The sequence below is a fragment of the Paenibacillus sp. ALJ109b genome (genome assembly GCF_010747435.1).
GTDB classification, from domain to species: domain Bacteria; phylum Bacillota; class Bacilli; order Paenibacillales; family Paenibacillaceae; genus Paenibacillus; species Paenibacillus taichungensis.
Map to the genome: position 1 here is coordinate 128,887 of NZ_JAAIFP010000027.1, position 23,751 is coordinate 152,637.

16 protein-coding genes are annotated in these 23,751 nt (G+C 44.1%); 10 read left to right on the forward strand and 6 right to left on the reverse strand.

All coding sequences use genetic code 11. The annotated features are described in order from the left end of the window. Positions 1-66: 66 nt before the first annotated feature. Positions 67-2,022: an ATP-dependent DNA helicase gene (locus G3352_RS23880; protein WP_205525033.1), complete on the reverse strand. Its 1,956-nt coding sequence runs from the start codon at positions 2,020-2,022 to the stop codon at positions 67-69. 269 nt (positions 2,023-2,291) lie between these two features. On the opposite strand from G3352_RS23880, the gene G3352_RS23885 reads away from it, so the two are divergent. From G3352_RS23885 to G3352_RS23895, 3 genes are all read left to right on the forward strand, one after another. After that, a complete protein-coding gene (locus G3352_RS23885; protein ID WP_163760662.1) occupies positions 2,292-4,556 on the forward strand; it encodes a glycoside hydrolase family 3 N-terminal domain-containing protein in 2,265 nt (754 codons plus the stop codon). Between the two features lie 302 nt (positions 4,557-4,858). Further along, complete coding sequence (locus G3352_RS23890) at positions 4,859-6,481, forward strand: helix-turn-helix domain-containing protein (RefSeq protein ID WP_163760664.1); 1,623 nt, start codon at positions 4,859-4,861, stop codon at positions 6,479-6,481. Positions 6,482-6,503: 22 nt separating this feature from the next. Then, on the forward strand, positions 6,504-8,246 hold the full coding sequence (locus G3352_RS23895) for a cache domain-containing sensor histidine kinase (RefSeq protein WP_163760666.1): 1,743 nt from the start codon (positions 6,504-6,506) through the stop codon (positions 8,244-8,246). Positions 8,247-8,353: 107 nt separating this feature from the next. Here the strand turns inward: G3352_RS23895 and G3352_RS23900 are convergent, their stop codons facing one another. The 3 genes from G3352_RS23900 to G3352_RS23910 are packed head-to-tail and all read right to left on the reverse strand — an operon-like array spanning position 8,354 to position 11,787. Further along, on the reverse strand, positions 8,354-9,244 hold the full coding sequence (locus tag G3352_RS23900; protein WP_163760668.1) for a carbohydrate ABC transporter permease: 891 nt from the start codon (positions 9,242-9,244) through the stop codon (positions 8,354-8,356). 15 nt (positions 9,245-9,259) lie between these two features. Continuing rightward, positions 9,260-10,150 carry an ABC transporter permease gene (locus G3352_RS23905; protein ID WP_163760670.1) on the reverse strand — a complete coding sequence of 297 codons (891 nt, stop codon included), beginning with the start codon at positions 10,148-10,150 and terminating at the stop codon, positions 9,260-9,262. A gap of 32 nt (positions 10,151-10,182) precedes the next feature. Next, positions 10,183-11,787, reverse strand: coding sequence for a type 2 periplasmic-binding domain-containing protein (locus tag G3352_RS23910; protein ID WP_163760672.1), 1,605 nt, complete (start codon positions 11,785-11,787; stop codon positions 10,183-10,185). 391 nt (positions 11,788-12,178) lie between these two features. On the opposite strand from G3352_RS23910, the gene G3352_RS23915 reads away from it, so the two are divergent. Further along, positions 12,179-13,285: a phosphotransferase enzyme family protein gene (locus G3352_RS23915; protein WP_240343199.1), complete on the forward strand. Its 1,107-nt coding sequence runs from the start codon at positions 12,179-12,181 to the stop codon at positions 13,283-13,285. Between the two features lie 100 nt (positions 13,286-13,385). On the opposite strand, the gene G3352_RS23920 is transcribed toward G3352_RS23915, so the two are convergent. Then, on the reverse strand, positions 13,386-14,216 hold the full coding sequence (locus G3352_RS23920; RefSeq protein ID WP_205525034.1) for an AraC family transcriptional regulator: 831 nt from the start codon (positions 14,214-14,216) through the stop codon (positions 13,386-13,388). A gap of 197 nt (positions 14,217-14,413) precedes the next feature. Between G3352_RS23920 and G3352_RS23925 the strand changes: the two genes are divergently transcribed. The 3 genes from G3352_RS23925 (at position 14,414) to G3352_RS23935 (ending at position 18,742) form a co-directional block, all read left to right on the forward strand. Then, the gene (locus G3352_RS23925) at positions 14,414-15,820 is read left to right on the forward strand and encodes a family 4 glycosyl hydrolase (protein WP_163760676.1); all 1,407 of its coding nucleotides are present in this window, start codon (positions 14,414-14,416) and stop codon (positions 15,818-15,820) included. 404 nt (positions 15,821-16,224) lie between these two features. Continuing rightward, positions 16,225-17,505, forward strand: a complete 1,281-nt coding sequence (codB, locus tag G3352_RS23930; RefSeq protein ID WP_113054333.1) for a cytosine permease — start codon at positions 16,225-16,227, stop codon at positions 17,503-17,505. Next, a complete protein-coding gene (locus G3352_RS23935; RefSeq protein WP_163760679.1) occupies positions 17,474-18,742 on the forward strand; it encodes a cytosine deaminase in 1,269 nt (422 codons plus the stop codon). The genes codB and G3352_RS23935 overlap by 32 nt, the downstream gene beginning before the upstream one ends. A 165-nt stretch (positions 18,743-18,907) precedes the next feature. Here the strand turns inward: G3352_RS23935 and pdxR are convergent, their stop codons facing one another. Continuing rightward, the gene (gene pdxR / locus G3352_RS23940; RefSeq protein WP_240343200.1) at positions 18,908-20,368 is read right to left on the reverse strand and encodes a MocR-like pyridoxine biosynthesis transcription factor PdxR; all 1,461 of its coding nucleotides are present in this window, start codon (positions 20,366-20,368) and stop codon (positions 18,908-18,910) included. Between the two features lie 161 nt (positions 20,369-20,529). On the opposite strand from pdxR, the gene pdxS reads away from it, so the two are divergent. From pdxS to G3352_RS23955, 3 genes are all read left to right on the forward strand, one after another. Next, positions 20,530-21,414, forward strand: coding sequence for a pyridoxal 5'-phosphate synthase lyase subunit PdxS (gene pdxS / locus G3352_RS23945; RefSeq protein ID WP_345940801.1), 885 nt, complete (start codon positions 20,530-20,532; stop codon positions 21,412-21,414). Positions 21,415-21,626: 212 nt separating this feature from the next. Then, positions 21,627-22,367, forward strand: a complete 741-nt coding sequence (locus tag G3352_RS23950; protein WP_163760684.1) for a LytR/AlgR family response regulator transcription factor — start codon at positions 21,627-21,629, stop codon at positions 22,365-22,367. A gap of 1 nt (position 22,368) precedes the next feature. Next, positions 22,369-23,667 (forward strand): ATP-binding protein, encoded by a 1,299-nt coding sequence (locus tag G3352_RS23955; RefSeq protein WP_163760686.1) that lies wholly within the window; start codon positions 22,369-22,371, stop codon positions 23,665-23,667. Positions 23,668-23,751: the final 84 nt, after the last annotated feature.

Genomic DNA, 23,751 nt, shown 5'->3' on the forward strand with positions numbered 1-23,751 from the left:
CGCTTTATGGGCGGAAGGGCCGATTTCATGTGATTTGCACAGTTTTATGGTTGGGCTGTTCCACTTTCAATCTGTACGTCGTATCCCTTTTTGTTGAACAAATTTCTCCAAAATCGAAAAATCCTCAGTCACTTCTTTGAATGGTAGCGTGTCCAGCACCTGTTCCCGGTAACTCTTTTTTGCCGCTGCGCTGAGACGGGAGTCCAGTATGCTGAGTATGCCAAGATCCGTTTCACTGCGAATCAAGCGTCCAGTTCCTTGCCGTAACCGGAGAAGCATATCCGGTACAAACACCTCCATGAACGAATTCTTCGTTACAGATGCCTTATATTCATAAATAGGGTCTGAAGGAACAGGGAAGGGCAGCCGGAAAATAATGACCTGTGACAGGTCAGAACCCTCGATATTCACGCCTTCCCAGAATACACCGGTACCCAGGAGCACACCTTTGCTTTTCCTGAATTCGGCGATGACACTGTCCTGGGAAGATCCCTCTTTCTGAACATGAACTGCCCATGGATATTCATTCGTCCTCGAAATCAACTTCTTATGAATGTACCTCATGTCCTCTTTTGCTGAAAAAAGGACGATCGTTCTTCCTTGTGTTAAATTACAGAGTTGAACCAATTCGTTGTAGGCTGCTTCAAGATAGTCTTCGCGCTGGTCATGGTGGTAATATGGGACTTCGTTCGAGATGTACATCATGGTATGGTTGGTGTAATCAAAAGGGGAGGATTTTCGATCCATAAAATCACCCTTATAACCGAGGGACTGCGTCAAATAAGAGTATTGTTCCTCCAGTGTCTCCCCACCTTGGCACAGCGTAGCCGACGTTAGAATAACATGCGCCTTGCCATTAAACAAAGCATACTTCAGAAATTGGCTTATATCTTTGGGACAGATGCTGATCGTGGCTACTCCCAAGGGACTGCTTGCCCATATGAGATAGTTATCCTCTATTTCAGCCAAAACATGGATGAGGTTAATAAGCTCGTTTATAGCTTCAAAAGCGTCATCAATCTCCCGCTCGTGACGGGAGGTCAAAATGGAAAGGCGAAGACTGAGATCTTTCAAATCGTTCGAGACTTGATATAACGGTATTCCTTTGATCTCCGACACTTTTATACGGTCGCTATCCTGCTTGGCATGGTGGTGCAGATCCGCGTTTATTTGTAGGAAGATTCGTTCAACACATTTTTTTATAAACTTGGATTGTGAGAAGAGACTTTTATCCCCGGACTGCTTCGTGAGAAGCTGCACAGTGGTATCCAGAATGCGGCTGATTCCCCGATAAGTGAACTCGAGCGTTCTGGCATCTCGAACTTTTGCTTCCAGATTATGCGCTTCATCAATGACGATCAGGGCAGGCTGTTCCGAGATGATACTCTTGGTGCCTTCTTTTTTCTTCATCAAATCCCGTATGAGCAGGTCCTGGTTCACAATAATAAAATCAATCTCATGAGCCTTTGCATTTAATTTAGCTCTCATATCGTAAAACAAGCATGCATTTTTATGATGGCAACGTTCAAATTTACAATCATTTACGGAAAAGTTGGACCATTCGGCATCACTAATTCCAGCTTTAATATCCGCTCTTTCATCAATTTCAAAATCTAAAATGCGCTGGGCAAGGGTAGACAGTGAGGTGTTCGGATCATCAGGCCTGATCCATTCCGCGGCCCTACTTCGGCAGGCATACTGGCCCATACCTTTCCCAACGACAGTGCGAACCGTTGTGAAGCCCAACCGGCTACCAATGACCCTTAAATCTTTATGTATCTGTTCCGAAAGCTGAATGGAGGATGTAGCTATAATGACCGGTTTCTGCGACATTTGATTCATGAGCAGGCTCGGTATCAGGTAGCCAAAAGACTTGCCGATTCCGACACCAGCTTCAATCATGGCGTTATGCCCGTGGATATAAGCATCGGCTATATCGAGAGACATTTCTTGCTGCCCGATTCGCTCTCTAAGACCAATTCGAGGGAACCGATCATAGATTCGGAAGATGGCGTTAACCAAAGATCGTTCGATTTCCTTTTTTGATTCCCGTTTATTTATCTTATAGAGATCATTTAACCAGTTAATAACGAGCACCCCCTTCCAAATGAATGATCCTCTAGTAAGGAATTTTTTAGTCAAACTGTAATTATCTTAGATGCTTCGATAACAGTCAAGTGTTCATAGGGGTCTATCATGTACCAGTGCGATAAGAACAGCAACCAAACGCAACAAAACATATATCAATAGCGTCTATTCTTCTTACAAAGATAGCAACAGGGGTGAAAAAGATGCAACTAAAAATGATAGCGATATTCGGTGCCGTTCTCGGTTCTATGCTCATATGGGCAGGAAGTGCAGATGCGGAAGAACGTTTTACCGATCTGCAGCATTCGAAGTGGGCAGAAGACGGTATCGAGTATATGGCCGAACGAGGAACAGTCGCAGGATATGGAAATGGAATATTTAAGCCCCAAGGGTTAGTAACAAGGGCACAAGCCGTCACGTTTATGGTGCGAGAGCTTTATCCTCAAGAGCTGGAGAAACCGGTGGAAGGTACAACGACTTATTCGGATGTTCCGACAACTCACCCCTTTTATCGGGAAATCGCGTTAGCATCAAAAAACGGACTTGCCAGCGGATTTCCTGGCGGCTCTTTCCGTCCGGATGCACCGCTTAGCCGTGCCGAAACTGCAGCATTTCTTACGCGTGCGTATTCACTCTTGGAAGGCAAGCAAACAGCCAATTGGACAGATACGAAACAACATTGGGCTGAAGCGCCTATTCTGATCTTGAGCTCCAACGGCTTGGTCGGCGGATATTCGGATGGTACTTATCGTCCGAATCAAACGGTCACGCGAGCGGAATATGCTGTATTTATGTCACGAGTGATTCGATTCGAACGTGAAGCAGCCATTCGTACACAAGATTGGGACAAGCTGATATCCTATATGACCGTAAGCGAGCAAGTCGGCCAGATGCTTATGCCTGACATTAGGCAATGGAACGGTAAAGTGACTACGACCGTTAATGAAGGACTGAAACACAGCATTCATGATCAAGATTTGGGCGGGCTTATTCTTTTCGACAAAAATATTGTAGATATCAGGCAGCTTACAACGTTCACACATGACATGCAAAGGGAAGCCGGCGACATTCCTTTATTTCTTAGCATCGACCAAGAAGGAGGCGTCGTTAAGCGGATACCGGGCGGGACGAATCTGCCGGGGCAGATGGCGCTTGGCGCAACGGGAGATACAGCACTAGCTGAAGCGGCTGGTCAGCTGACAGGAGAGGAGTTGAAGGCACTGGGGATACAGATCAACTTTGCGCCAGTGCTCGACATTAACAGCAATCCAGACAACCCAATCATTGGCATACGATCGTTTGGTTCAGACGCGGATTTGGTGACGCGGCTTGGTCTCGCAACGATAAAGGGTCTACAGCAATCTGGTGTGATCGCGGCAGTCAAGCATTTCCCAGGGCATGGGGATACGACCGTAGACTCCCATCTCGGTATGCCTGTGCTAACACATAACCGCGCACGACTTGATGCGGTAGAATTAAAACCATTTCGGGATGCGATTGAGAACGGGGTCGAGATGATCATGACTGCACACATTGCTTTCCCTGCCATTGATAACGAGCATGTCACTTCACTCAAAGATGGAAAGAGTGTGCCCATACCTGCCACCTTATCCAAAAAGGTGCTGACCGGACTGCTTCGGGGGGAACTGGGATACGAAGGTCTGATCATTTCTGACGCTTTTACCATGAATGCGATTGCGGAGCATTTTGGGGAGAATAAAGCCGTGGAACGTGCTGTCTCCGCAGGTGTTGATATCATCCTTATGCCAAAAGATCCGGCAGCTGCCCATCAAACGTTGGTGAACGCAGTGAAGAGCGGGAAGATCCCAGATGAAACCATTCATGCTTCAGTGAAGCGGATTTTGGAGCTGAAAGCCAAATATGGATTGTTTGAACACAGCCAGACTCTAGTGCAAAAACTAACCGAGCTTAACGCTGTCATTGGATCGAAGCAGCATCGGGCGGTGGAGCAGGAAATTGCCGAGCGAGCGGTCACCGTATTGGCCAGCCGCGAGGGTATACTTCCGGATCAAATTCAGCAAGGCGACCGGGTTGTTATTCTCGCAGCCGAACAGGAACAGGGAAAGCAGCTCGAGAAGCAATTGATACAAGCTGCAAGTAACCTATCCTTAAAGACAGAAATTTCTCTTATTGGACAAGGGAAGACGAATGAAGTCCTTCAGGTGATTGGACAGGCCGACTACGTCATTCTCGCATCTTACCAGTTCCGTAACGTGGCCAGTGAGTTCGGTTGGTCCGATTATCAAACCTTGATTGATACGATGAATAGGCGTAATCAGCATTACTCCCTATTGTCGCTTGGCAACCCGTACGAGATGATTTATTTGCAGAATGTGCGCTCAGGGCTTGCCGTGTATGGAAAGCAGGAGCCCAATACGACAGCAGGGATTAAAGTTCTAGTTGGCCAACGGAAAGCTGGGGGCAAGTTACCTGTGAGAACGGATTAAAGCACGATTAGTGATGACCAAAAATACTGATTCCAACATACGGAATCAGTATTTTTAGTGTTTGGGTTTGCGTTTCGTTGATCATGCTAAGGCATTATCTTTTCTGAACAGTGATACGCTCGTAACTGGAATTTTTGTAATAAACCAAATGGTCTGTCCATTCATCGTTTTCGTGTATGAATCCTTTGCGAACTCATTCAAATTCCATGCCTAAAAATCACAATTAATAGGGCGGCTAGACATCTTTGCAATAATTGGTTTAATGGTAAAATAGTGAAAATGGTTCATGTTGGAGGATGCTCATGTATAAACTGATGATCGTAGAGGATGAACTGCTCATGCGGGTTGGAATTCGTTCCATGCTAAACTGGGAAGATTACAATTTCTATGTTGCGGGAGAAGCGGGGAACGGGAAGGAAGCGTTGGAACTCGCGTTAGAAGTGACCCCTGATCTAATTATTACCGATATCAAGATGCCGATCATGGATGGGTTAGAGCTCATACAAGAGGCATCTTGTTTATTGAAAACCTGTAAATATGTCATCCTGAGCAATTTTGACGAATTCCATTATGTAAAAGAGGCACTGAAGCTTGGGGCTGTAGACTACTTGATTAAAAGTGAGATTACAGAAACCTCTCTAGTTGATCTTCTTACCACCATTGAAGAGAAACTAAAAAGTGAACGTGACACTAAGACCAACGTACCATTTATGACACATGACTATTTCAAGAGCCTGAGACATCTAAAAGATAGCTTCTTCCAAGATGTTGTAAGCGGATTCATAAATGAAAAGGATATGGTTTCCAAAGCTGAAGAAATGCATTTCCGTATACGATCAGACAAGTTGGTCGTCATCCAGTTTATTGTGAACTATTACGAGGAAGCGAAGAGGAAATATGTCGAGAAGGGGGAAAAATTACTTCGATTCTCTATTCTGAATATTATGGAAGAGATCATTCCATCCAAATGGGAGAAAGAGATTTTCGTGGAAAGCTCCTCTGAATATTGGGTTATTGTCAATGTTCTTCCTGGGAGTGAGTCTGTGCAAGCTGATCTAAACAAACTATGTAATAAGCTTCTGTCTTCAATCAAGGATTTTATGAATCTGTCACTCTCAGCGGGTGTAAGCACAATCGCTTCCGATTTCCATGGCTTAAGAAAGGCATGTCGAGAAGCGGAATTTGCTCTAAAACAAAGTTTCTTTAAAGGCAGTAGCCAGATACTGTATTACGCGGACGTGATTCAAGCTCCATCTCGGAGAGAAGTGAATGGAGTGCTCAGTCCGGAGCAGGAACGAGATTTCCTCAAATTATGGGTGAGTAAAGATGACACAAAGGCGGAGGAATTCCTTGAAGAAATTCGCTCTGATCTGGAGGTGCAACGTGCAGATGAGAGCAGTATTCGCAAGCAATATATCAGGGTGATGGAAACCATACACTCCCATCTCTCACGAGCTACTGAAAGAGGCAAGCCTTCATGTACTGAAAGATCGCCTTACGAAATCGTTTTGAGGGGGGAGTATTGGGAGGATATTCACCAAGATATGCTGGCTCATATTGCGTATTACTTTAAAACCGATTCCCAGATCATGCAGGAACGTTCCTACACAGACCTCGCAATTGAGTTGATGGACAAGTATTATGCCGAGGATATTTCGTTGCAAAGTATTGCTAGCCAGATCAGTGTCAATCCTTCGTATCTCAGCCGATTGTTTAAGCAGGAAAAAGGAGAGAACTTTATCACCTACCTGACACGTGTTCGGATTGAACATGCCAAGGCTTACCTATTGAGCAGGGAACTAAGAGTATATGAAATCGCTGACAAGGTGGGCTACCATAATTACACGTACTTCAGTAAGATTTTCAAAAAATCGGTAGGTTTTACTCCTGAGGAATATCGAGAACGACAGCAGGAATTCATGTAATCCGTGAATAGAGGTGCAGCATATGAAGCATTCCCGGCTCTTACCAATCAAGTACAAAATCATGGTGATATGCATTACAGTCATCATTCTTCCAGTACTTGTGATGACGATCAGTTCGTATTACTCCTCTGAGCGATTACTGGCACAGAATTATACTAATCTGCTCAATGATCTGGCCAAACAGACGAATATTCGCATTGACGAGTTCCTAAAGGAGATTGAGAAAATCACGCTGCTTGCTAGTAATGGACTTAGCGACAATTTATCTGCAACCCATGAAGGAAGCTTTCCGATCCAGGATTTTCTGCGAAAGGGTGATGAACAACATGAGATTGCTGCGTACAATATTTTGATGAATTATATCATGATGAAGGATCGCGTATTTTCCATCTACCTCTACAACTTGAATGGTGGAAAAGATCTGTTCGTCAGTCCGAACCAGCCTATTGATCCAGACTTCAAAGTGGCGAACGAATTGTGGTTTAAAAAGTTCATGCATGAAAATGATCGAACCATCACATTGACAACCCGAATCGATGAGCAATTGGAGAATAAAATTCTGGCAGTGTCACACGCTCGTAAAATTCATGATGTGGCTAGCGGGGAACTGCTTGGCGTGATTGTCGTCAGCATTGATATAAAGTTCATCGAAATCGTTAATCGTAACTTGCAGGAAGGGCTACGTTCCAGGTTTATGATCGTCGATGAGAATGACAAGATTGTATATAACGTGAATGACCGCTTAATCGGTACATTGTTTCGGGACAACGTTCGTCCTCCGGAATCATTAAATGTTGTGGTGACCAGTCCACTTAGTCAGCAGAAATGGACTACTTACTTATACATGCCTTTGGATGAGCTGACTGCCGACGGCAAAATATTAGGGCATAATCTGGTGACACTGTCCATTGTCCTGGTTCTTTTTGCTGCCATTATTTCGATTTTTCTATCTCATGTCATCACCACCCCCATCAAGAAGCTGCTGCGCAATATCTCTTTGGTAGAGAAGGGGCAGTTTGAACAAGTTGAACATATTCGTTCTCGCGATGAGATTGGGCATTTATCGGTTCGATTTAACAAGATGTCACATGAATTGAAACGTATGGTTGAGCGGATGCAACAGGAAGAGATAGAGAAAGCAAAGGCCGAGATGCGTGCGCTTCATGACCAGATCAAGCCTCATTTTCTGTATAATACTTTGGGTTCAGTGAAATGGATCGCCTCCATGCAGCAGGCTGACAAAATCGTGGAAATGACTGATGCATTAATCTCGATGCTTCGTTATGCAACTAGATCCGATGGAACCCTTGTAACGATTCGTGAGGAAATCGATAATATAGCGAATTACGTGACGATTCAGAATGTCAGATACTACGATTGTATTCAGATGAAATATGAGATTGAGGATAGACTGCTTGATTATCGTATGCCCAAAATGATTCTGCAGCCCATTGTGGAGAATGCGATCTTTCATGGACTGGCCGAAATTGAAGAGGACGGAATCATTGCCATTCGAATTCAACCGCAGGGCAGTGATATTGTGATCGAAGTCTGCGATAATGGCATTGGTATGGATCAACATACGATCCAGAACTTTATGGAAGATAAGCTCGAAGCAGACAAAGGAACAGGAATCGGCCTGCATAATGTGCAGCGACGTATTCAACTTCATTTCGGCAAGTCTTATGGAATACAGGTGGCTAGTCAGATTGGAGAAGGCACGACTTTTACCATTCTGTTACCTGCCATCATAGAAATAAGATAGTCATACATGAATTGATGCATATGTTTACCATAGTAGAACGATTCCAACTATGTTTCGTAGGGTGAACACATCAAAAGAGCTTGCAGGATAACTGCAAGCTCTTTTAATTATCCCTTGACGCTACCGAGTACCAAACCTTTGGTAAAGTATTTCTGCAAGAACGGATAAACGAGCAAAATCGGAATGGCACCCAAGAACATTTGAGCGGCGCGCCCAGTTCTGGCATTCATCATCGATAACAGTTGAGTATAGTCTGATCCAGATTTCAGCATGATTTGCTCAAAGCTCTGCAGCAGGGTCTGCAGGTAGCTTTGTAATGGATAATTGGCTGGATTGTTCATATAGATAATGCCGTCGAACCATGAATTCCAATGACCTACGATACTGAACAAACCGACCGTTGCGAGAGCGGGCTTGAGGAGCGGCAGTAGAATACGAAGCAATACCTGCACAGGCCCGGCTCCGTCGATGATCGCTGATTCTTCAATCTCCTCTGGCAAACCTCTAATGAAATTCATAAGAATTATCATACTAAACACGGGCAGAGCTCCGGGCAGAATCAGAGACCAAATTGAATCAATCAATCCCATTTTGACGACCACCAGATAGGTAGGAATTAATCCTCCGCTAAATAACATAGTCACAATGAAAAATCCCATATAGATATTACGGCCCATCAATTTTTGTTTGGATTTGGATAGTGGATAGGCCGTGAGCACGATCAGAACCAGATTTACAAACGTTCCGAGAACGGTTCGTTGGATCGCCACCCAGAGAGAGGAGAAAAATGACCCTCCAGTTAATGCGAATTCATAAGCCTTAGTTGTGAATTCAACTGGCCAGAACGTAACACTTCCCGCAGATACAGCGGAACTGCTACTGAATGAAACAGCCAACAGGTTGATAAATGGAAGGATACAGAGTAGGGAGATTAGAAGCAATATCGTGTAATTTAGGATATGGAACAAACGCCTGCCCATACTTTTATCATAGATCATAATGATAGTTCCTCCTTAGAAGATACGATAGCCGGCAACCCTGTAAGCCAGGAAGTACGAAACGGCAACGAGAACACTAGAAATAATGGATTTAAATAATCCGACAGCTGTACCAATCGAATATTGTGCCTGTTGAATTCCCAGACGGTACACATAGGTATCAATAATATCTCCAGTCTGATACACGACAGGGGAATACAGGTTATAGATTTGATCGAATCCGGCATTGAGGACGTTACCAAGTGCCAACACAGTCATTAAGACAATCGTTGGCATGAGGAGGGGCAAAGTGATATAGATAGTCTGCTTCCACCGTTTGGCTCCATCAATTACCGCAGCCTCATATAGACCAGGGTCAATACTGGTCAGGGCTGCTAGATATACAACCGTGCCGAATCCGAAGCCTTTCCAAATATCACTCACGATCATCGTCCAAGGGAATATGGACGGTGTGCCCAGAAAAGAGATAGGTGCAATCCCGAATACACCTAGAAATGTGTTAATGATGCCATCGGAACTAAGTATATCCAGCATGATGCCGGCCATAATGACCCAAGAGAGGAAGTTCGGAATGTATACTAGTGTTTGAAATGTACGTTTGATTCCACTTTGCAGTACCTCGTTAAGCAGTAAAGCGAAAATAACGGGCACGATAATGCCGCCGATAATCTTGAAGACGGACATATACAGCGTATTCCATATGGTTCTTACGAAGTTCGGCTGACTAAATACATGCGAAAAATTGTCCCATCCGACCCATGGAGAGTTAAAGCCGAGACCCGGATTGTATTTTTGAAATGCAATGATAAGCCCATAAAAAGGGATATAGCTAAAGATGAAGACCAAGACTAGGCTCGGGATCAACATGAGATGGTAGGGACTCTGCTGTTTCCATTTTCTCAGCATTCATTATTCCTCCGTTCTTGGCAACCGCATTATTATTTTCCATAGGCGTCATTGACTGCCTGGGTTGCTTCATCGCCTCCGGCTGCTCGCCAATTCTGGACAACAGCTTCGAAATAATCAATACTTTCGCTGCCCATAATGATCTTGGTGAAGCCTTCCGTCAGGATATCATCCAGCGTTGTACCGTAGCTCGACAGCACCTCCGGTGAAACACCCCATAGTGCCGTCTTTGTGTAGTTCTCGCTATCGAGTACTTTCTTAGCCAGTCCATACGCATTCTTTGGAGCACCTTGTTGTAAATAATCACCAACTGCTCCCGGTGTTGCATTCTTCATAAACTCAACACTGTTGTTATATTTCTGCCACATTCCCGAAGTTGTGAGTCCACGGGTATCCTCGGATTGAAGGGCTGCTGATACAGCCTCGAACTGCTCGTAATCTGAATTCGGATTAAGTACACGGAACGCCCCGACCACATGGGCAATATCATTGTCGAGCAAAGCGGATAGTGTTTCTTTGGACTCTTTGCCATTGCCTTCATCAACGATATAAGCATAGTCATTCAAAATCTTAATCACTTCTTGAGGGCTCTTGAATCCCTTTTTCATGACAATATAATTGTTGTTGGCGAAGAAGATGGATTGTTTCGCTTCCTTACCATCAATGGTGGGAATGATATACGGATAAAAGATCGCATCTTTACCCAGATTGGCTACTGTATCAACACCAGGATTATAACCCCACCACTGGTAATAAGGCTGTACGCCCACTTTGCCGGCTACGATATCCGCGTTCATCGCATTAAAGTCTTTGATTGCAAATTCCGGATCAATAATGCCTTGCTTGTACCATTCCGACCACTCAGCCAGTGCATTCTTCATTTCAGGCTGGATTGAGCCATACACTAATTTCCCACTGGTATCCTCCATCCACATATCTGGATGCGCATTCCATGCAATGGCGAGAAGGTTGAGGTAATCGAGCGATTGATCCACTGCTATGCCATATCCGCCGTGCTTTTCCATAAATTTCAGTGCTATGTTCTTGATGTCATCAACAGATTTCGGATCCTGAAGATCTAGTTCTTCTTTCCAATCGTTCCGAATCCAGATAAAATCGGGTTGTTCAATTAATCCCCAGTGCATTTGCGGTATCCCGTACAGCTTGCCGTCCTTTTTACCAGATTCATAACTGTCCGCATCCGTTTCCATGTAGCCTTTTAGACGTTCTGAAGCGTGTTGTTCAAATACGTCGGTAAGGTCCATTACCATATCTGCTTCGACCAACTGCCTTAATTGTGATGGATTAACCCTAAACACGTCGGGGAGGTCATTCGATGCTATAGCCAAATTCAATTTGGTATCATACTCGTCGCTGACCCAGTCTGTTTTGACATCGATATTAAACTGCTCTTTGTATCGCTTAATCCACACATTGTTTGTGATATCATCGCCCTTTGGATATTTGGCAGAAGTATATTCTGACGTTACGGTGTGGATGGTTGTTATTCCGCCCTCGTTGGCATCCGAATCGGTATTGGATGTACTTTTCAGGGTGCTGCTTCCATTCGTACAAGCGGCGACCAATAAGGTCGACAGGCATAAAGACAACATTAAAGTCTTGGTTTTCTTGTTCATTTCCTTTCCCCCTTAAGCGTCATATTTGAATACGTTTTCTTGAAAATAGTCTAAACGAGAAAGGGAGAACGGGATATAAAGGTTATTGACGAGAACCCGCATATTTTTTTACTTTTGGGTTAAAGCGGAGAAATGATAAAAGTGGTTTGTGCACTTTTTTTACTTTTCACCAATTCTTTTTTTACTCATGGCCCAATGAAGACGACCAGGACATTTTGATTCGATATTATTACGTGGCAGCAGTATTAACAAAAACAATAGAATAATATGGAATTATAGGATAAGATATATACATCTGAACAAAAAGGAGCGAATTTTAATGTCTAACAAGGTGGTTGTGCTTTAGGTTCACAGAAGGATATTTGCGTAACAGGGATTCCTTTTGTGGACATTGCAGTGCGGGAAACCGTCCCATCAATGTTTACTGGAGGAGATTATTATTAATTTTAACGAAGCTGTTATCATCAGCAATACGCACGTACTGGCATTGGTATCCGAGTTATTCGATTTGGAGGGTTATAACATTCAGCTTATTCCACCTCATGAGGGTGGGCGGAATGTCGTTTACACCTGTGAGCAAGAGGGATGTGAATCGCTAATTCTCCGAGTGTCTTTTTTGCCTGACAGAAAGCGGGAAGATTACATTGCCGAACTGGAATATGTCCAGTATCTGTTTGATCATGGAGCTAGCGTTTCGAATGTGGTGAGTTCCAAGCAGGGCAATCTGCTGGAAGAGATCACTTATGATCATCATACGTTTTTTGTCAGCCTGTTTAACAAGGCTAAGGGAAAATTGCTAGTAGAGAACAATTATCAGTACCGGGAAGGCGTTCCAATTACCGAGCATTATTATAATTGCGGTAAAGTCCTGGGGAAAATGCACCAAGTATCGAAAGAATATAGTCCCGTCCATCGCCGGCATCATTTTTTTGATAATTACAAAGGTGAATATATCAATAACTTGATACCTGAATCATTCTCTCTGCTTAAGGAGAAGATGGTTGAGCTCCTGAATACCTTAAAAGGTTTGGATACAAACCAGGAAATATTCGGGATGATCCATTTCGATTATAACGACGGGAACTACTCGATCGATTTTGATACCGGTCAGATCACCGTGTATGATTTCGATAATTCATGCTTCGGTTGGTATATGTATGATCTGGCAGATCTATGGACACACGGTGTGGGCTGGATACAATTTGAACCTGACGCTGATAAACGCAAAGCGTTCATGCATGATTATTTTGAAACCGTCCTCGCTGGTTATACTTCTGAAACCAAGATCGAAGATTCGATGTTGGAGAAGCTGCCTTTATTTATTCAAGTCACCCTCTTGGAGAATATACTAGGTCAATTTGAGGAAATGCAGCATACTGGCGAAGAACTGGAAGATAACGAAGAAGTGTTGTATCTCATTAAATGTTTGGAAGAGGATATACCGTACAGGGGATTTTTCCATGACATGTATTCGAGTGAAGCACCCTTTACGTTATGAGGACCGCTGAAGTAACATTCACATGAAGCATGAATAACCAGTGACTAAACAAAGAGGCAGCCGGCATAGACCGGTTGCCTCTTTGTTTAGCTATGGCACTCTATTCAAATTTGGAAGGAGGCACGTTGTAAAATTTTTTAAATGCTTTGGAGAAGGTGAAGGGATCTGGATAGCCCAGAAATCCGGCAATTTGCTGGACCGTATATTTTTTCTCATACAGATAGTCCCGTGCCCGGTTCATCTTGATTTGATTGATGTACTGTCCCGGTGTAATACCCAGAATTTTCTTGAACAAAGAAATAAAATATTTCTCAGAGACACCGGCAATGGCTGCAAGCTCGTTAACTCGGATGACACGATGCAGATTCGAATCCACATATGGGAATACGTTCTGCAGAACCTCCAGACTTCCTTCCGTTTTCCTCGGTTTTTGGTCTTTTAGAAATTCACCATTGTACAGACCTTGCCCGTGCAGCTCCAAAATTTTTGCAATGACGAGAAGCAGAGAAGCCTTCAAATAAAGTGAACTTCCGGAAGCGCCACTGTCCTGCTTGAACCTTCGATAGGACGAGGTGAACAGTGTTGATTCCTCCCGAACCAGGTTGCCTGGTATGATGCCCGGTAGTTGAAACTCGCCCAGAATTCGCTTTTGCTCGGCAATGCTGAAATCAAAGTGCATGTATATGAATCGGCACAGTTCTCCGGTAGCGGAAGCAAGATAGGGCATATCCGGATAAAAAAACACTACGTCACCCTGGTCCGCTGTATGCGCGACTCCATCAATAGTGATCTGGACGGAGCCTGCTGTAATAAACCACAGATCATAATCGGAATGAGACTTGTGCTCCATCCAATTGCTGTCGTGAGTTTGTTCCATATAAGAGCTCATGCGAAGTGTTATATACTCCGAAAGTTCGTCCATTATACTCATATTTACTATCCCTGCATGCGTCTGATCCAACTCATCACCCCTCCACTTTATGACATCCTTCATTTTTTAATAATGTAGCAAAGGATTTATCTCTTGTTATCTATCGTACCATATGACATGTTTTGAAAACTATCACACATTCCGATTCCAGCCCACTCACCTATAATGAACTTATATCGTTACGAGGAGGGTTATTGATGAATGCTACAAACACACAGCATCCAAAGGTAGTAGTTATTGGGGCGGGCAGCCTGTTTTTCGGTCGTCAATCCATCTGGCAGATGGTTCACTCACCATACTTGAACCAGGGAACTTTAGCTTTAGTGGATACGGACGAGGAGCGGCTCTCGAAAATGGTAACCCTTGCAGAGAGGGTCGCGCGGGAGAACAACGTATCCTTAAAGATTGAGGGCTCGGTGGACCGAAGACAAGTGCTTCCGGGAGCTGACTTCGTTGTGCTTAGCTTTGCAGAGCAATCAGTCAAATACCGGGGAATTGACTGCCAAGTCTCTCTAAAATACGGCATTCGCATGTGTTCCGGCGATACGATTGGCCCGGGTGGAATCTTTAGGGCTATGAGAGAGCTTCCGGTTATTATGGAATGCGCCAGAGACATTGAAGAGCTATGTCCTGATGCCTGGGTAATTAATTATATTAATCCGTCTACCGTTCATGGCATCGCATTACATCGTTATGCGCCGAAGCTTAAATCATTTGCCCTGTGCGATAGTCATCATATGCCGCATAAGAAAGCCTATTACGCTGTAAGAGCTGGAATCATCGAAAAGACAGATGAGTTCACCAATGAGATCGATCAGAAATTCGATTTCCGCATCGCTGGCGTCAATCATTTCACTTGGCTGCTTAAAGCGGAATTCGAAGGGGAAAATGTGATGCCCCTAATCGCGGAAGCCATGCGCAAAATGGCAGGTGATGAGAACAACGGCGGTGATCGCGGAGCAAAAGCTATTTTTAACGATGCGATTACCTACGAACTGTATGATATTTTCGGAATCATCCCCACTTGCACGGCGCATACGAAGGAATACGTTCGGTATTGGCAAGGTCTCGGCAAGACTACAGACGCAATTCCGCCATTATCCATATGGGAGACAGAGGACAGGTATCAGCGTCACGACGAAATGTGGCGTCAGGTAGATGACTTTCTTGCGGGAAATATCCCGATTGCCGATTACATGAGCACCTTTGGCCCAGATCATGCGACTGATATCATTGAGAACATGGTAGGGAATTTGGGGAAGAAGTTTTTCATCAATACGCTTAATCAAGGCGCGGTAACCAATATGAATGCCGATTCGTTCCTGGAAGTGCTGTGCGATGTGGGCATGGATGGAGTTAAGCCAGTTCATGTAGGCGAGATGCCGCGTGGAGTAAGAGGAATGCAAGAACTTGTACTGGATACGCATGAGCTGACGGTCGAAGCTGTTCTGGAGCAGAGTTACGAGAAGCTGAGAAGGGCGATGCTCACCGATCCGCTCGTGAGTTCCATCAGTGACGCGGACAAGATCATTCATGAATTATTGGAACTGGAGCGTGATATGATTCCCGACGTCTGGTACAAGGACAGACTGCAGTATACCTAGAGTATAGATAACGATCAAAGACCACGTTGACCCTTCTGAAGGAAACTACGTGGTCTTTGATTTTATTAATAAATTTTAGTTCATTTGAAAAGATAAATAGGTATAAAAAAAGCTTGCTGTAGAAGGGATTTATAACGGTTGGATAATAATGACATTGACATGTGCAGCTTTTTCTAAAATAATAAATGTAATTGAATACTGGTACCTTTAATTCAGTCCAGAGAGGCTGGCAAGGGCAGCGGATTTTATAATCACGCGTGAATCAGGATCCCCTCAGGGATGCTCTGTGTCTTCGCGCGGATTATGATGCAAAAAGAGGCTACTTGTCAGTGTATAACTTGACGAGTAGCCTTTTTTTTCTGCTTTTTTTGGTATCAGATACACTTTAAGCTGGAGGTATTCTGATGAGCAAACAAGATCAAGAGTTTTCATGGCAAGAGGTGCCAAAAACGCAGAGAAATCATTTTTGGAAGACGTTATCCGTAATGTTGGGTTTCACCTTCTTCTCGGCGAGTATGTTGGCAGGGGGTACGCTTGGAGTCAGTTTGACGTTCATGGAGTTCATTGGCATCGTGCTTGCGGGCAATCTGGTGCTCGGTATCTATACAGGAGCACTGGCGCATATCGCTGCCAAGACAGGCCTTTCCACACATTTACTTGCTAAATATGCGTTTGGTGCGAAAGGATCGTACCTGCCATCGTTCCTGCTCGGCTTCACACAGGTCGGATGGTTCGGGGTAGGCGTGGCTATGTTCGCAATTCCGGTTGCCAAAGCGATGGATTGGAACGTGTACCTGTTAATCTTGTTGTTTGGTCTTGCTATGACGGCATCAGCCATCTTCGGTATGAAGTCGCTCGTCATCTTGGGTTATATCGCGGTTCCTGCTATTGCCATTCTCGGTGGTTACTCCATGTTCGAAGGTGCAGGCTCACTGGGAGGTCTGCAAGGATTGCTCGATTACACGCCGACAGAGACACTCACCGCCGCAGCAGCATTGACCATTTGTATCGGTTCATTCATTAGTGGCGGAACGCTGACGCCCGATTTTGCTCGGTTTTCCCGGACGTCCAAGCAGGCGGTTACCGCAACAGTTATTGCCTTCTTCCTTGGGAACTCACTTATGTTCCTGTTCGGGGCAGTTGGTGCAATGGCATATAACCTGGCTGATATCTCGGAGGTCATGTTCCTGCAAGGATTGCTCATTCCCGCGATCATCGTTCTTGGACTCAATATCTGGACAACCAACGATAATGCCTTATATGCTTCGGGTCTTGGTTTTGCCAACATCACTAAAATTTCGAAAAAATTCTTCGTCATCGTAAACGGCATTGTGGGTACAGTATTTGCCATGTGGATGTACAACAATTTCGTCAGCTTCCTGAATGTGCTGGGCGCGGCGGTACCGTCCATTGGTGCCATCATCATCGCGGACTACTTCTTCGTAAAGCGCAGAAACTATAAACCGTTTGCCGAGATGAGTTTCAAAACTGTAAACTGGGTAGCAATGGTTGCTTGGGCCATCGGCGTTGCGTTTGCTCAACTGGCTCCAGGAGTAACACCACTGAATGCACTGCTCGGTACGGCGGTGGCCTACATCGTGTTGATGCTGATCGTTCCTAACAAAGAATCCAACAAAGAAAAGGGGAAAATAAATGATTATACAGAACGCAAAATTGCGGGGTAAAGAAGGTCTATGGAATATCGTCGTGAAGGACGGGAAGTTCGAACAAATTACGCAGGAGCAGCAAGCCACTGCAAATGAGGAAATACTTGACGTCAACGGTTCACTTGTATTGCCACCATTCATTGAGCCTCACATCCATCTGGATACAACGTTAACGGCTGGCGAGCCGGAATGGAATTTGAGCGGAACGCTATTTGAAGGCATCCAACGTTGGTCGGAACGCAAAGCATTCTTGACACATGAAGATGTTAAAACCCGTTCCAAAACAGCACTTAAATGGCAGATGGCGCAGGGGATCCAACATGTGCGGACACATGTGGACGTTACAGATCCAAGCTTGACGGCAGTCAAAGCGATGCTTGAAGTAAAAGAAGAGATGGCACCATACATCGACATCCAGCTTGTGGCTTTCCCACAGGAAGGTATTCATTCCTATCCAAACGGTGCAGAACTGCTGGAAGAGTCACTGAAAATGGGCGTTGATGTTGTCGGCGGCATCCCGCACTTCGAATTCACGAGAGAATATGGCGTAGATTCGATGAAGGTTGCTTTTGACCTTGCCGAAAAATACGACCGTTTGATCGACATCCATTGCGACGAGATCGATGATGAGCAATCCCGCTTCGTTGAAGTCGTTGCCAAGGAAGCCTACGAACGTGGACTGGGTTCTCGCACAACAGCAAGTCACACGACGGCGATGGGCTCTTACAATGACGCATATACGTACAAATTGTTCAGATTGCTGAAGATGGCTGACCTCAATTTCGTCTCCAATCCGTTGGTCAACATTCACCTGCAAGGACGCTTCGACACGTATCCAAAAAGAAGAGGTCTGACTCGCGTCAAAGAGCTGCAGGAAGCTGGTCTTAACGTGTGCTTCGGTCATGATGACATTTTTGATCCATGGTATCCGCTAGGAACGGGCAACATGCTCCAAGTACTACATATGGGTATTCATGCTTCGCAGTTGCTGGGTTATGATCAAATCGTAAATTCGGTCGATCTCATTACGAAAAACAGCGCAAGAACGTTGCATATCGAGGATGTATACGGCATTGAAGTAGGAAAACCTGCCAACTTCATCGTTCTTGAAGCAGAGAACGAATACGAGGCTGTCCGCAAACAGGCTGGTGTACTTTACTCATATAGAGGTGGCCGTAAAATCGCGGAAACAAAGCCGCGGGACACGTCAATCATTCTCGAAGGTGGTTCGGAGAAAGTTACGTTCAATAAATAATTTAATGAAAGGTGCGATGCATCAACCAGTGACTTCGCATTAGCCAAAAAATCCCCTCAGGGTGCACAGGTCAATAGAGATTCCATGATTGTGGAATCTTCCTGTACAAAAGAGGGGATTTTTGGTGTTCCGTTTTGAAAGTCGGTAGAGACGAGAGAGAGTACCTCACAATGGAGCTGTGACGGCATTTTTTAATTTGGATACGCCTTCCTGTAATTGAACATCTGACAAATGTGCAAATGATAAATAGATACCATACTTCGTAACGTCAGACGTTGAACTGCTGACTTCTGAGTATACAACCCCTTCAGATCTAGCGGATGCCCGAAAGACTTCATAAGTGGACGCATCACCTCGCCACCAGCCAAACACGTGCAGCCCCGCTTCATTTTCTACCCAATCAAACCATGTAGAGAGTTGTTGGTTCAAAAGTTTAAGTAACAGATGAAATTTGCGACTGTATAAACGATTCATCCTACGCAGATGACGCTCATATTGTCCGCTTGTCATAAATGCTGCTAATGCCCGCTGCTCGATCAGATTGACAGGTCTTGGCTCGTATAATGCCTGTGCTTTTCTAAAGATGTCTGCCAAAGTGGGAGGGAGAACCACATAACCAAGCCGTACTTCTAAGGGCAAGGTTTTCGTGAAGCTGCCCAGATAGATTACGCGTCCCGCTTTATCCAATGTTTTCAGCGGTTCAACATGCATTCCGCGATATCGGAATTCACTATCATAATCATCCTCGACAATCATAGCATCATGACGATGTGCCCACTCCAGCAAAGTTTGTCTGCGTTCAAGGCTGAGCATTTCGCCGGTAGGAAATTGTCGTGATGGCGTGACAAATAACATACGTGCATCCCAGTTTTGGGGTACAACACCTTGACCATCGAGATTGGCTTCAATCAAATTTGCACCCGCAGCTACAATGGCTTGTGAAATTCCAATATAACAAGGACTTTCCGTCACGACATGATCCCCGGGATCTGCAAGTAATTGAGTGAGTAGAGCTATAGCTTGCATAGAACCTGCAGTCACTGCAATGTGATCTGCATCGACTTGAATCCCCCGCATCCGCCGTAGGTAGGCAGCAATGGCTTCTCGCAATTTCGGCTCCCCTGTTGAACTAACAAGAGCTGAGGTTGTTTCGATGTGATGCTCCCGATGCCGTATCTCTGCATACAATCGATTGTTCCATTCATCGTAAGGGAATTTGGAGAAATCAGGCTGATATTTGCTAAAGTCAATAACTTCGTCGCTTTCTATTCTGGAATCACTTGTTTGTGCATTGGTTTGTGAATTCCTTTGAGATTTGTGCTGTTCAAACTGCTGAATACGATTCCCCCAGGCTGATAAGTGATGAGCGCAAGCTTTCACGGTGGACGCATCATTGCTTAAATCCAACTGATAAGCAACAAAGGTTCCTCTTCCATGCTCTGAATGAATGTAACCTTGAGCAGTCAACGTATCGTATACCTGATTTACTGTGCCTCGGGAAATGTGATACGTGGCAGCTAACTCTCTCGTAGATGGTAACTTCTCGCCATGTACCAGATTACCTTCATGAATAGCATCACGAATCGCATGATAGAGAGCCTTCATCTTGGTATATTTTCGGTTCAAATATGAACTGTAAGCTACATGAAATTGCATATGCCCTCCAGAGGTTTTTTATAAGTGGTACAATAAAAACCGAAATTATTGGATCTTTTTAGTTGTCCATTCTCATTTTATACTAAATTATAGGTTGAAGTGAAACAATAAATTAAATTAGGAGGAATACAATCATGCAAACAGGTACAGATCGTGTAAAAAGAGGAATGGCTGAGATGCAAAAAGGCGGCGTCATTATGGACGTCATGAATGCAGAGCAAGCTAAAATCGCTGAAGCGGCAGGGGCAACAGCTGTTATGGCTCTTGAGCGGGTACCTTCCGATATTCGCGCAGCTGGCGGTGTAGCTCGTATGGCAGATCCAACCATCGTTGAAGAGGTTATGAAGGTTGTATCTATTCCAGTTATGGCCAAGGCGCGTATCGGTCATTACATAGAAGCCAAAGTGCTTGAATCTCTAGGTGTGGACTATCTCGATGAAAGTGAAGTTCTTACGCCTGCAGACGAAGTGTTCCATATTGATAAACATGAGTTCACTGTACCATTTGTATGTGGAGCCAAAGATTTGGGAGAAGCTCTGCGTCGTATTGGCGAAGGCGCTTCGATGATTCGTACAAAAGGTGAGCCTGGAACGGGTAACATTGTTGAGGCAGTTCGTCATATGCGTCTGATTAACAGCCAGATCCGCAAAGTGAAAAACATGTCCAAGGATGAGTTGTACGCTGAAGCAAAAAATCTGGGCGTAGCTTATGAATTACTGCACGATGTTCATGAAAATGGAAAACTTCCTGTCGTAAACTTTGCAGCAGGCGGTGTAGCTACTCCGGCAGACGCAGCACTAATGATGCACCTGGGAGCAGACGGTGTGTTTGTAGGATCAGGTATTTTCAAATCAGATAACCCTGAGAAATTCGCCCGTGCAATCGTTGAAGCTACAACACATTACACGGATTACAAGCTAATTGCCGAAGTGTCCAAAAACTTGGGCGCCCCAATGAAAGGCATTGAAATTTCTAAATTGGCTCCAGAAGAGCGCATGTCCAACCGCGGTTGGTAAGCGTAAATAAAACAGAGATTTTAAAGTAGTGTTATGATTCTACACAATAGATATCAAGAAAAGCCGATCAATGAGAAAAATTGATCGGCTTTGTTGCGCTTTAGGGTCTCAATCATGCGTTTCATCTTAATTTTGCCCTTGAACCTGTGATAAAATAGTATATTTGAGAGTGAAATTCAGCATCGATGTCGATGAAAGGCGGATGTTCAAACATGTTCAATGTTGCAATCTGTGATGACGAGGAGAACCAAAGAGAACTTGTGAAAACGATGCTTATCTCCTTATCTCTAAAAACGAATATTGATTTTCAAATTACATTATTTACATCCGGTGAGCAGCTCGTCTCACATTATAAAAACGTTGGAGACGCGTTTCATATCCTCATCATGGATGTGGAGATGAGCGGAATGAACGGAATCCAGACAGCTCAAGAAATCAGGAATATGAAGTATCTGGATGTGCAAATCATGTTTCTGACAAGCTATCCCGAGTATATGGTGGAGAGCTTTGATGTGGTTACTTTTCAATATCTGATCAAACCAATCCTGCCGGATATCTTCGAGGAGAAGATGATTAAGCTGTGCCAATATTTTAAAGCGCTGGACAAAAAGTATGTACTGATTAAGTCAGATTATGAAGAGCTTCTATTGAAGTACGATGATATTCTCTGGATTGAGGTCATGAAGAGTTTGACGATCAAGAACAAATTAAAATTTGTGACTCAGGAAAATTCGCATGAGAGCAAAGGCATCTTATCCGGTTATGCCACCGCCTTGAAAGATCATGGTTTCTTGCAGATTCATCGCTCGATTATCATCAACCTGATGCATGTTCAGAAGTTTGCGGGTACCCAAGTCGTCATGTTAAATGGTACGGAATTGCCTATAGGCCGCTCCAAAGTCAAGGAAGTCAAGGATGCTTATACCAAATATATGATCATGAGGATTCAGTGATATGGATATGTATGTAATCTTGTCCATCTTCGTCGTCCCTTTACTTATGGCATTCCAGGTGAATTTTTATTTCAATTCCGTGCTGGGCAAGTCCAAACGGAAGCCATACAGAGTAATCTATTTCATTATATTTATCGTACTAGGGTATTTCTATTTGGTATCTTCATTTTCACCTGTCGTTTCGTCCGCTTTTGCTTTGTTATTCATCTTCAGCCTGGCACAATCCTATGAGGTGGAATTCATCATAAAACTTGCTTTTACCATCCTCTATGCAGTACTGCTCACAACCGTAAATTACATTGCCGTATATATTATAAGTGCGATCGATTCCACAGATTACAGCATATGGGATCATTTCAACGTGGATTATCATTGGGTGTTCTCCAAAGTGATGTTGCTTGGTTGCAGTATCATGTTCATTGTTATCCAGATTGTGCGTTTGATTGCCAAACGGAGAAGTTTCGCTGTGCATTATCGTTATTATTTCTTGTTTCTGATCGTACCTACCATTACGATCTATCAGATCAATGTGGCCTCGACTTATAGTGAAAAAAACATATATTATGTCGTTTCCGTATTAGGCTCCCTTTTTCTTAATGTGTTCATTGTTTATTTATTCGATAATATGGTAGAAAAGGTTCAGCTCGCACATGAAAATGTTCAATTACAGCGTCAGATGGATTATCAAGATGCCAACTATGAGAAAACAGTGCACAGTTTCAAAAACGTGAAAAGCATCATCCATGATACCAATCAGCAGTTCCTGTACATTGAAGAGTGTATCAAGCAAAACAAGCTTGATGCCGCAGGTGAGCATATTAAACTCACATTGAATAAGATTGAAGGAGCGTACCAGCGGGTGAACTCCGGCAATCTTGTTATCGATGCCCTTGTTACGAATACCATCGCCGTGGGGCAGGCAAATGGGATCAAAGTCGACACCCGTATTCAACTTCATTCACAACATCTCCATATCGACCGTTATGATCTGTGTGTTGTGCTCGGCAATATGTTGGATAATGCCATCGAAGCTTCCAAGAAAGTTAGACATGCCGAAGACAGGTATATCCTGGTTGCAATTCACTCCACGGCTTCTGCACTTGTAATCCAGATTCTAAATCATGTGGAGCAAAAATTGACTCACTTCAAGAGTGAGAAGCCCAATCCCGAGTTTCACGGGATCGGCTTAACCAATATATCGAGAATGTGCGACAAGTATGGCGGACATATGAGTATCGAGAATCATCATCGGACATTTAATAATATGGTCGTTCTTCCTTTTGACATGAACAGTCTCTGAACATACCGTTCGGGGATTGTTTTTTTCCATTCAGGGTTCGTTATCGTTCTATATGCTTCTTCCCCGATATGATGAATGTAATTA